The organism is Flavobacterium sp. (assembly GCF_043773265.1).
Lineage (GTDB): Bacteria > Bacteroidota > Bacteroidia > Flavobacteriales > Flavobacteriaceae > Flavobacterium.
Genome location: NZ_JAYVFH010000044.1, coordinates 1 through 11,107, shown reverse-complemented (window position 1 = coordinate 11,107; position 11,107 = coordinate 1). Strand labels below are relative to the sequence as shown.

At 27.5% G+C, this 11,107-nt stretch carries 16 protein-coding genes; 1 reads left to right on the top strand and 15 read right to left on the bottom strand.

Going from position 1 to position 11,107, the window contains the following annotated elements; all coding sequences use genetic code 11:
* Positions 1-134: 134 nt before the first annotated feature.
* From ACH2BO_RS02150 to ACH2BO_RS02120, 7 genes are all read right to left on the bottom strand, one after another.
* Positions 135-482, bottom strand: a complete 348-nt coding sequence (locus ACH2BO_RS02150; protein WP_395043119.1) for a DUF86 domain-containing protein — start codon at positions 480-482, stop codon at positions 135-137.
* A complete protein-coding gene (locus tag ACH2BO_RS02145) occupies positions 475-774 on the bottom strand; it encodes a nucleotidyltransferase family protein (RefSeq protein ID WP_395043118.1) in 300 nt (99 codons plus the stop codon). The genes ACH2BO_RS02150 and ACH2BO_RS02145 overlap by 8 nt, the downstream gene beginning before the upstream one ends.
* Before the next feature lie 250 nt (positions 775-1,024).
* Entirely contained in the window at positions 1,025-1,495 is a 471-nt protein-coding gene (locus tag ACH2BO_RS02140) for a hypothetical protein (protein WP_395043117.1), read from the bottom strand.
* Positions 1,496-1,656: 161 nt separating this feature from the next.
* Complete coding sequence (locus tag ACH2BO_RS02135; protein WP_395043116.1) at positions 1,657-2,202, bottom strand: PepSY-associated TM helix domain-containing protein; 546 nt, start codon at positions 2,200-2,202, stop codon at positions 1,657-1,659.
* Between the two features lie 6 nt (positions 2,203-2,208).
* A complete protein-coding gene (locus ACH2BO_RS02130) occupies positions 2,209-4,407 on the bottom strand; it encodes a TonB-dependent siderophore receptor (RefSeq protein WP_395043115.1) in 2,199 nt (732 codons plus the stop codon).
* A 182-nt stretch (positions 4,408-4,589) separates the two neighbouring features.
* On the bottom strand, positions 4,590-5,090 hold the full coding sequence (locus ACH2BO_RS02125; protein ID WP_395043114.1) for a DUF6265 family protein: 501 nt from the start codon (positions 5,088-5,090) through the stop codon (positions 4,590-4,592).
* 2 nt (positions 5,091-5,092) lie between these two features.
* Positions 5,093-5,593, bottom strand: a complete 501-nt coding sequence (locus tag ACH2BO_RS02120; protein ID WP_395043113.1) for a DUF6265 family protein — start codon at positions 5,591-5,593, stop codon at positions 5,093-5,095.
* Between the two features lie 183 nt (positions 5,594-5,776).
* On the opposite strand from ACH2BO_RS02120, the gene prfA reads away from it, so the two are divergent.
* On the top strand, positions 5,777-6,850 hold the full coding sequence (prfA, locus tag ACH2BO_RS02115; protein WP_395043112.1) for a peptide chain release factor 1: 1,074 nt from the start codon (positions 5,777-5,779) through the stop codon (positions 6,848-6,850).
* An 83-nt stretch (positions 6,851-6,933) separates the two neighbouring features.
* On the opposite strand, the gene ACH2BO_RS02110 is transcribed toward prfA, so the two are convergent.
* The 8 genes from ACH2BO_RS02110 to ACH2BO_RS02075 all read right to left on the bottom strand — a co-directional run.
* Entirely contained in the window at positions 6,934-7,377 is a 444-nt protein-coding gene (locus ACH2BO_RS02110; protein ID WP_395043111.1) for a hypothetical protein, read from the bottom strand.
* 17 nt (positions 7,378-7,394) lie between these two features.
* Positions 7,395-7,931: a hypothetical protein gene (locus ACH2BO_RS02105; RefSeq protein WP_395043110.1), complete on the bottom strand. Its 537-nt coding sequence runs from the start codon at positions 7,929-7,931 to the stop codon at positions 7,395-7,397.
* Positions 7,928-8,269 (bottom strand): hypothetical protein, encoded by a 342-nt coding sequence (locus ACH2BO_RS02100; RefSeq protein ID WP_395043109.1) that lies wholly within the window; start codon positions 8,267-8,269, stop codon positions 7,928-7,930. Before ACH2BO_RS02100 ends, ACH2BO_RS02105 begins: the two co-directional genes overlap by 4 nt.
* Before the next feature lie 10 nt (positions 8,270-8,279).
* Positions 8,280-8,657, bottom strand: coding sequence for a hypothetical protein (locus ACH2BO_RS02095; protein WP_395043108.1), 378 nt, complete (start codon positions 8,655-8,657; stop codon positions 8,280-8,282).
* 12 nt (positions 8,658-8,669) lie between these two features.
* Complete coding sequence (locus tag ACH2BO_RS02090) at positions 8,670-8,948, bottom strand: YtxH domain-containing protein (RefSeq protein ID WP_395043107.1); 279 nt, start codon at positions 8,946-8,948, stop codon at positions 8,670-8,672.
* 18 nt (positions 8,949-8,966) lie between these two features.
* Positions 8,967-9,119: a lmo0937 family membrane protein gene (locus ACH2BO_RS02085; protein WP_395043106.1), complete on the bottom strand. Its 153-nt coding sequence runs from the start codon at positions 9,117-9,119 to the stop codon at positions 8,967-8,969.
* A gap of 430 nt (positions 9,120-9,549) precedes the next feature.
* Entirely contained in the window at positions 9,550-10,548 is a 999-nt protein-coding gene (locus tag ACH2BO_RS02080; protein WP_395043105.1) for a YihY/virulence factor BrkB family protein, read from the bottom strand.
* An 8-nt stretch (positions 10,549-10,556) separates the two neighbouring features.
* A partial coding sequence (locus tag ACH2BO_RS02075) for an ATP-binding protein (RefSeq protein WP_395043104.1) occupies positions 10,557-11,107 on the bottom strand: 551 nt, incomplete at its 5' end.

Sequence of the window (11,107 nt, the reverse complement as noted above, 5' to 3'; positions counted from 1 at the left end):
ACACACTGACGTAAACAAATATACCGAAAACTTTTAAAAAAAAAATATGATTGAAACAAAAAAAGATAAGAGACCAAGCGTCCAAATAAATCCCAAGCCACGCCATTGACGCAAACGGCTGTTGGCAGTAGTTATTATTCTTGATTAATTAAATTTTCAATCTCGATTTTTAACTTCGGAAGATGGTTTATTAAAATTGACCATATATTTTCATCCGATATATTGTCGTAAGCATGAATTACCTGATTTCTTAAGCCAATAATTGCTTTAGCATTAGTTATGTTTTCATTAAAAGAACTATCACATGTTATAATGCGATTAACAGCTTCTCCAATAATTTCAAGATTTCTTTCTACTGCTCTTTTAAGCATTAGGTTTGCTTTGTATTTGAAAAAATCCTTTTCTTCTTTTTTGAAAAAATCGTCAATTTCATCAATAGAAATTTTTATATCAAATAACCATTTTAGAATTCTTTCATCCATAAACCAATTCTTTTGATTTGTTAATTGATTTTATTAAGATTGGATTTCTCAAGGTTTGTTCTTCAAGTAAATCTACTTCACGTCCAAATAAGGATTCTAGTTTCTCTTTAAAGTTTATGTAATTGTCAAAATATTCAGATAATTCAATTTCTTTGAATTTAACCAATAAATCAAGATCACTTTTTTTATTGAAGGTTGAATTTAATGCTGATCCAAATAGATACATTTTTTCTACGTTGAACATTGTACAAAGTCTTTTCAAATCTTCTATATTGTTATCAATAATTTCCATTTTACAAATTTAATCAAAAAAAGTTCTAGTTAACTCGATTCGTAAAATAATTACTGCCAACGTTCCCATGCTTTATGTCTGTTGCTGTTTTTTTTCACAGACCAAAGCAAATATACCGAAAACTTTGAAAGAAAAAACATGATTAAAAGAAAAAAGATAAGAGACCAAGCGTCCAAAAAAGCCCAAGCGCAGCAATAGCATAAAACCTGTGTTAGCAAATCGGTTTTATTCTTGAATTGCAAATTTTAAACTATTTACCTTTCAATATTTGCCATAATAATAGCCCAATATTTATTAAACCTATCCCAATATTAACCCATGTAGCAATTTTATTATTCTTTTCATTCTTTTCGTTTTGTTTTGCTATCTTTTTATTTAACTTATTTGCTTCTAAATTCGATTTTGCCAAATCAAGTTCTAATTTGTCTTTAATTAATTTTTGCTCATTAGCTATTTCATTAGCTATATTTTCTTCTGCTAAATATTTTTTCCAACCTCCATTTTTTGCAATTTCAAAACCCTTTGGGGTAATTTTGCATAAAGTTTCATTAGTTCTAATTAAACCTTCATCTTCTAATTCTACTTGGTATTCTAAACCAAGATATTTTGCAGTTAATCTATCTCCATTAATATTTAAAAAATCAGTTGAATACATTTTATTATCATCGGCTTTATATAATAAATTTAGATTAATTTCTATAAATTCATTTAAGTTTTCCATAAGTATTTTAATTTAAAAATTTGTTGCATTGAGTTATTGAATTCGTCCGAGTTTTCACAAACTGTTTGCTAACTCATAAATACACGCAATAAAATTTACAAGCGTATTTATCAATCCCAAATATACTAAAACAAATACATTTTAAGAAAGAAAAAACCATCCTAAACAAACAATAAAACCACCAAAGGAAAAATAATTCCAGCCAAAGCCAGTTTCCAACCTCGTTTTTTAAAACTAAACTTTCCTGCAGGAATCATCAATGTGCCAGTAATTGCAATGGTAATTAACGAAAACCCGAAAATATCTCCATAATAAATCCACCAATTGCTTGTGTTTTTATGCAATTTCATCATAGAACTAATAATTGGAGTTTTTATATACGAAACAATTTCGCCTTTTCCAGATTTTAAATCTAAGTCAACATCATTTTTTTCAAACGAAATTCTAAGTTTTCCATCTTCAATTTTAAATCTTCTAAATTTGTCTTCTATGGCTAATTGCTTGCCTAAATCTTTAGCAAAATCTTCTGTAATTTTATCTTCTGCTGGTAAATTAACTTGAACTTTTTTGGTTTTTATAGTATATTTTTCGGCATGCCAGCTGTCTCTATGATTCATTAAAATTCCCGAAATGGCAAACGAAATTATTAATCCAATGTAAAAATATCCTAAATCTCTATGCAAATTTCTAGCTTTTAATGACTTCATTTTTGGTTAAAATTTATAAGTTAAAGTTGTCGATAACATTCTTGGTGCAATTGGCGTAACTGTGTTATCATCATAAACATAGTAACTCAAAGCGTTGGCTAAATTACTAATTTTTGCGCGTAATGTTAACGATTTTAAGGTATATCCAATAGAAGCATCAAATTGTAAAAACCCATCAACCGGAATTGGTTTGCGTGCCAATTCTGCTGGTGTTGATGCATTGTTTGGTTTCAATCTTCCACCAAAAATGTTACCTACATAATTAGACATTATTCCCAATTCTAATCCTTTTAATTTTTGATCAAAAGCATAGAAAACACTTGCATTTGCAGTATGTTTCGGTGTAAATCTCAAAGCAGTTCCTTTGTCATAAATATTACTTTTGGTATACTTTGTTTCGTTAAAACTATAACCTGCAAGAATATTGAAATTTTTATATTTTCCTGCAATATCAACTTCAATTCCTTCACTTCTGTATGCTCCAGCCAATTCTTTTATGGTAGTATTTACATTGCCATTTGAGAAATCTGTTTGAGCCAAATTACTGTAATCAATTAAATATCCAGTTATGTTTAATGAAAGTTTATGTTTTAAAAAATCGTTTTTAAAACCAACTTCATATTGATTAATCGTTGACGTTGGCAAGGCATTAAAATCTTTGTCAGTTCCTGTATTCAATACAAACGAATCAGAATAACTTGCAAAAATTGAATTGTTTTTTGTAGGTTGAAAAACCAATCCTAATCTAGAGGAAATTACATTATTATTAGTTTTGGTTTCTGCATTTACAATAGTAGAAAACGTTAAAGTGTTGGTAGTGTTTTCTAAATAACTGTAACGTAAACCAGCCAAAACTTTGAATTTAGAGGTTAGTTCTATCATATCTTGAAAATAAATTCCAGCTCTTTTAATCGTTGCATCAACATTGGTATTCTTTTCCATTTCTGGAATGATTGTCGTTGCATAAATTGTGTTTTTCTCAATAACTAGAGTTGGATTATAAATATTTATTTTGTCATAATAAGTTATGTTTTTGAAAGCCAAAGTATTTGTAAAACTTCTGTCAGCATCTGTTCCTAAAAGAAAATTATGAGTTATTTCTCCTGTTTTAAAAGTTCCAGTAAGATCAATTTCGGCAATAGAATACTCTTGTTTTGCATCATTTTTTTGAACTCCTCTTGTCCAATCGCCATTGGGTTGAACTAAATTTGTAGCATTTGGTCGCAAACTTGAAAGTAAATTTGTCTCATAATCTTGATAGGAATAAATTCCTTTAAGTTGCCATTTTTCAGATAATTGATGTGAAATTGTAGTGGTTAAACTTTGCTGATTCGAATCAAATTTTCCCCAATCAAAACCTAAAAAAGAATTTCTTGGCAATTCAACAATTTTATAATCTATAGTCGTTAGTCCAAAATCTGGAGTTCTAGAATCTTTTAAATAATCAGCTTCAATAAGAAGTGACGTTTTTTTAGACAAATTAAATAGTAACGATGGATTGAAATAAATACGTTTACTTGAAACAGAATTTCTAAAACTATTTCCTTTTTCATAACTTGTTACAACTCTAAATGCAGTTGATTGTGAATTGTTTATTCTTCCATAAACATCAATTGTTGGTTTGTAAAAATCAAATTCGGAAGCTCTAAAACTAATTTCTCCACCAGAATTGAATTTTGGTTTTTTGGTAACTAAATTCAATATTCCACCTGGACCAACATTACCAAACAATAAAGCAGTACTTCCTTTTAGAACTTCTACAGTTTCTAATGAGCTAGTTTCTGGAATTAGTGAACCATTAAAACGAATACCATTTTTAAAAGTATTGCTTCCGCTAAAGGTAAATCCTCTAGAACCAAATTCTTCTTGATTGTTACCAGATGCACTACTTGCACCAGAAACATAAACGCCATTTGTATTTTTTAAAACATCAGATATTCTTAAAATTTGTTGTTGTTCTAACGTTTCGTTTTGAATAATTGCTGTTGCTTGTGGTAAATCTAAAGGTTTTATTTTGCTTTTTCCAACTTCAACAGAGTAGTTTTTTGAGTTTCTGTCAATGACAACTTCATTTAATAGTATTCTTTTTTTCTTTTTTACGGTATCATTTTCTACATAAAAATCTTCTTGATTTTCTAATAAGATTTCTTGTGAAAAGCTAAAGCTAAAATTTAAAATGGCTAATAAAACAACTAAATTTTTCATTTATTTGGAATAATTAAAAATAACGATGCAAATATAAAACGCGATTTTTAAATTTCAAAGCTTATTTAGAATAAATAAAGATAAATATGTATTGTTTGTTTTTATGTGTTTGATTTTTAGAAAAATAGAGCAAAAAAAAACTTGCCTATGATGACAAGTTTTAGAATAATTTTTTTAATAGTTTACTTAATCTTAGCCAATTGATAACTTTCTGATGAATTTTTACCTTTCAATATTCCAGAAATAGTTGCTGTAATTCGTTTTTCACCTGTAAGTTTATATGTAATTTTTTTAGGATAATCATATTTTGGGTTTTCAAAAACCAATAAACTATCAGTACTTTGTGTCATTTGATAAGGAATTGGTTCATCATTATTTTCGCCAATAATTGTTGATGTATATAGAAGATGTTCTTTGTCTTGCATCATTTCTATACTTTCTCTACGAATAGTATCTTTATTAATTACAAAAAATGATTTGCCCAAAAATGTACTATCATTTTCGGTTTTCCAATTTTCTATCAATGTGCCTATACTGTCTGTTTTTTCCCAATCTCCAAGCAAGAATTTGGCTTTGTCCAATTCTTCATATTCTTTTATTAATCTTCCATTAGCGTCATATTTATTACACGATTGAAGTACAATAATTGATAAAACTGCTATAATAATTCTGAAATTATTCATGATTAATTATTTGTTCTTTTCATAGGATACGCTTCTTCGTCTGCTTTTCCATCTTTCATTCCGTAAATTGTTGCAACCAAACTATCATTGGAAACTTTCTTATAAACAATTTTTGTTGGATAATCGTGTTTCGGATTTTCAAAAACCAATTCATCATGTGTATCAGAGGTTAAATAAAACGAAACTGCTTTGTCTTTGTTTTCTCCTTTTATAGAAACAATATAAACCAATGAATCGTGCTTTTGTTCCAAAATAATATTTTCATAAAAAACAGTGTCTTTTTTTACAGTAATAAAACTTGAAGCTGTAAAAGTACTATCGTTTTCTTTTTTCCAAATTTCTTTAAAATTAGCATCTGGTGTTAGGTTTTCCCAATTTCCAATAAGATATTTTGCTTTTTCAAGTTTCGAATAATTTTCAACTTTTTCAGTTTCAATTTTTTTACAAGAAAAACTAATAAAAAGTATCAGTACACCTAAAAAATTAAAAGTTTTTGAATTCATAACATTTGATTTTGAAATGTAAAAATAATAAAATTTAAAGAGAAAACTCTAGTTTTATCTAATTCGTGAAATAATTGTAAAGAAAAATTAGTGCTAATTCGTGTAATTTGTGTTTAAATTTTTCTTAACAATAGAAAACACTAAATACTTTTCACTAAATTTGCACTCGAAATAAAAAATACAATGTTAGACAGACTTCAATATGTAAAACAACGTTTCGACGAAATATCTGATTTGATTATTCAACCAGATATTATAGCCGATCAAAAACGTTATGTTCAATTAAACCAAGAATATAAAGGACTGAAAGGTCTAATGGAAAAGCGCGAAGAATATATAACTCTTGATGCAAACATTAAAGAAGCCAACGAAATTTTAGCCGATGGAAGCGATGCTGAAATGGTAGAAATGGCTAAAATGCAACTTGACGAAGCCAAAGATAGATTGCCAGAACTTGAAGATGAAATTAAATTTATGTTGATTCCGAAAGATCCAGAAGATGCTAAAAATGTTATGATTGAACTTCGTGCCGGAACTGGTGGAGATGAAGCATCAATATTTGCTGGAGATTTATTTAGAATGTACACTAAATATTGCGAAGGTCGCGGATGGAGAACTTCGGTTGTAGATATGAACGAAGGAACATCTGGCGGATTTAAGGAAGTAATTTTTGAAGTTTCTGGTGAAGATGTTTATGGAACTTTAAAATTTGAAGCTGGTGTTCATCGTGTACAACGTGTTCCACAAACAGAAACGCAAGGTAGAGTTCACACATCGGCGGCAACTGTTATGGTTTTGCCAGAAGCAGAAGAATTTGATATTCAAATAGATATGAACGATGTTCGTGTAGGTTTTTTCTGTTCATCTGGTCCTGGTGGACAATCTGTAAATACTACAAAATCGGCTGTGAGATTAACACACATTCCATCTGGTTTGGTAGCGCAATGTCAAGATCAAAAATCGCAACATAAAAATAAAGACAAAGCATTAACGGTTTTACGTTCAAGATTATACGAGCAAGAATTGGCTAAAAAAGAAGCCGAAGATGCTACAAAACGTACTTCTCAAGTAAGTAGCGGTGATAGATCTGCCAAAATTAGAACCTATAATTATGCTCAAGGTAGAGTTACCGACCACAGAATTGGTATGGATATTTTTGACATGGATGGCGTAATGAATGGAAAAATTCAGAAACTAATTGACGAACTTCAATTGGTTAACAATATGGAAAAACTTAAAGAAAGCGAAGTTTTTTAATAAAATAAAAAGAGCAAAATTTAAGAATTTTGCTCTTTTTTCCCAACTTAAACAAAAACTAACCTTAAACTAATTTTTAATATCTATTGACTAACCGATTTAGCACTTTCTAAATCTTCTTTTTCAAAATTATCACTTTGCTGATTTCTATATTTTATTTTATAATTTTCTTTATCTAAATTAGTTGGTTCATCCTCATTTTCTTTATCAATAATTACTTTTTTCTTTATTAATGATTTTTTTAAATTTTCATACTTAGCTGTTGCAGCATTTATTCTTGCATCAAATGAATAATCATTTTCTAATAAATCAGCTTCAAAATTTAATTCTTTCAATTTTTTATAAAAGTATTTTTCAATTTGACTCCAATTATTAGAAACATCTTGCGTAGTAATATTTGCTACAGAATCAACAAATTTCACGTAATCTGTTGTCAATACTTCGACCCTTATTTCTCTTTCAGATTTGCAAGATGTTAATGATATAAGAATAGAGAAAAATGTTACTATCTTAATTAAATTATTCATTATGTTTATTATTTTTCTTATATTTTAAATCCGTATGCTATTCGTAATGATATTTGATCTAAACCTTCACCAATTGTATTGTTGCTTTCAAGTACTGGAAAATCATTATAATGCTCATATCTTAAACTAATATCAATAATGTCGGTTGCATATCCAATAACTGGACTTATTAATAATGAAGTTTTATTATAACCATTAGTAATAGCAAATGCAGCACCAACTTCTCCCATTAAATATAATTTATCTTTTAAAACAAATGCTTTAAAACCAGCTTTTGCAGGAATATATCCTAAATCATTATTTTTGCCAGAAACAAACATATTGCTAAAACCTGTTGTAAAAGTTAAAGAATATTGTTTAGATAAATCATATTGAACTCTAACATCTGCGCCAAGATTAAAATCATAAGGATCATCAAGTGGCAAACCACCGCTAATTCCAAATCCTAATCGAAATCCTTGGTCATAATTTTTTTTTTCTTGAGCGTTAGCTGATATTATTGTAAATAAAATGCAAATAACAAAAATTGATTTTAAGTTAAATAAACTCTTCATGGTGTATATTTTAATATATTTTTTTTGGATATAAAATTGGTTACAACATATTGCAAAGCATATCCAGTTAATTTTTTAAAAATATTTGAAGAATTTCCTATTAATAATCTTCTAGAAACATAACCTGTGGCTAAACTTGTTAATGATTTAGCAATTTTTAACGTTATATTTGGAGTAGAAGTAAAATCTTCTACAGTATTTTTAATAATATTTATAGGTTTAGCGCTTTCAATTAAAGTGTCAAATTGTGATTTTAATTCATGAAATTCTCTTGATTGTCTAATCTCTAAAATTGCAATTGCACCGTTAAGCTTTTTTGTTGGAGTTAATGTTTTCATACTCTTACTTTCAATTATTTGTATCTAAAACCTTGTCTAAATTAATTTTATTTAAAAGCTTAGTTATTATCATATTGCTTATTGGAATTTTAATAAATTGTTTTCTAAAACAATAAATTAGTACTGCAAGCAAGAGATAAAATGAAGAAACTATTAGAAATCCTAAGTATGTAACACCAAGTATTTTTCCGATGTATAGACTAATTCCTATATTCACAAATAGTGTAAACATTGCAATAACACTAAACATCACTATTAGTTGTGTTAATGATGAAAATACATCTGCCGATTTTTCAATTGCATTTAGCTTTATTAAATCAATACTTGTATTTGCATAATTTTCAATTTTTTCAAAAAGAATGTCTTTGTTTGTTGCAAATGAGTCCATAATTTGTTTGTTTTAAACTACAGAAGACTTTTTGATATCTTTAATATTTTCAAGATTTGCTTCTCCATCAGATGCAAGTTCTTTTGCTTCTTTTTTAAAACCATTTGAGGTTTCAGAAATCGTATTAGCAATTTTTGTTGCAGTTTCTTTAAAAGTCTCTTTAAAACCAGAACCTTTATTGGTTATGTTTTTTCTTGTTTCACTACCTTTTGCTGGCGCGAATAAAATTCCTAAAACTGTTCCAACAGCTACACCACCAATTACTCCTAATAATAATTTACTGCTTTTCATTTTTTTAATATTTAATCGTTAAACGCTTCTTCCTTTAATTAATCTTAAAAGTATTGCTATTACTGCAATGACTAATAAAACATGAATAATATTTCCTGCACTATAAACAAAGAAACCCAATGCCCATAGAATAATCAATATTACTGCTATGGTGTATAATAAATTTTGCATGATATAAAAATTTTAAGTTATTTTTTTTAATTTTTGTTTGCTAATTGTGTTGTTCATGTTTTGTAAAACTTAAAATCAAATATCATTTTGATTTTTTTTTACAAATCTACATTTCATTTATTTTTATGTTTTACATTTCATTCGTTTAATGTTATATAATTCACATGTTTGCTGATTGTATCTTTATTATGGTACTAAGTTCTCAATTTAATTTACTTGACATGTTATATAATTTTATCTAAATGTTTTAAAATAGTAATGTATATTGATGATTTTTATTTAAAGAAAAACAGATAATTTAAATAAAAAACTCACTATTTTAAACAACTTTTAAATTGTATTTTAAGTGCTGAATATTATTTAAAATATTTTTACATAAAAAAAACTCTCTTTTTTTAAAGAGAGTTTTGAGAATTATAGCTAATAAAAATTATTTTTTTTCTTCGTTATTTGTAATAGTTTTTATTTCAATTTTATCGGCTTTTTTTATAACTTTAATTTCTTTATCGGCTTTTTGAATAGTTTCTTTACTTGATGTTATTTCAACTTTTTGAACAATTTCTGCAAATTCTAATGGTTTTATTGGTGAGGCAAATTTTACAGCATAACATTTTGAAAACTCAGCTCCAAAATACAATATTACAGACGAATAATAAACCCAAACCATCAATATTACAAATGATCCAGCTGTGCCATACATTGATGATATATTTGATTTAGAAATGTAAAATGAAATTAAAAATTTTCCTAACATGAATAAAAGTGCTGTAGTAAATGATGCAACTCTCACCTGTTTCCAAGAAATTTTCACATCTGGTAAAATGGCAAAAATTGAACCAAATAGCAAAGTAATTACTAAACTAGTAATAATAATATTTGCACTATAAATAATGTAAACTCCAATATTAGAATATTCTGACAATAGTTTCGTTGTTGCTAAATCTAATAATGTAGAAAACCCTAAAGAAACTAATAATATAAATCCTAAACTTCCTATTACTCCAAAAGACATCAATCTAGATTTTATATACAACCAAAAACCCGATTTTTCATTTGGTCTAATTCCCCAAATAGTATTTATAGAATCTTGAATTTCTGCAAATACAGATGTTGCTCCAATTAGTAAAGTTGCAATGCCAAAAACTCCAGCAAGTTTACTTTCGTTGTAAATATTTAAACCTTTTATCATAGTTTGCAATTGATTTGCCGCACTATAACCTATAAAATTATTAGTTTGAGAAAAAATAACGCCTTCTATTGCTTCTCTACCAAAGAAAATATCGCACAAGTATAAAACAACTAATAACAATGGCGCCATAGAAAACACTGTTGTGTAGGCCAATGAAGCACTTAGTTTTAGTATCTTTTGTTCAAAAAAACCATTGTATGTGTCTTTTAAAACTTCTAAAAATAATTTTAATTTAGACATTTTAGTTTTTATGTAATTGGAAGGTAAACTGTAAAAGTTGCACCTTCATTTATTTGACCTTTTGCAAAAATGTATCCTTTGTGGTTTTCTACAATTTTTTTACAAATTGCCAAACCAATTCCGGTTCCAGTATATTCATTTTTGTTGTGTAGTCGACTAAAAAGCACAAAAATCCTGTCTGCATATTCTTGGTTAAAACCAATTCCGTTGTCTTTAATTGTAATTTTATGAAATTTATTTTTATTTCTTGGTAATAACACATCATTTTGAGCAACTACCATTGAACTGCTTATTTTTATTATTGGAGCAACATTTTCTTTACTATATTTTATAGAATTTCCAATGAGGTTTGTAAACAATTGTTGCACTTGAAACGGAATGACATTCAGATAAGGCAAAACATTACTTTCTATTGTAGCATTTTTGTCTTCTATGTTTTGTGCCAATTCTTGCTTAGCATTTTCTAGTAATAAATTTAAATCGGTCACTTCAAAAACCTTTTCGGTTTTATTGGTTCTTGAAAACTGTAATAAATCATCAATTAAAATTCTCATTCTAT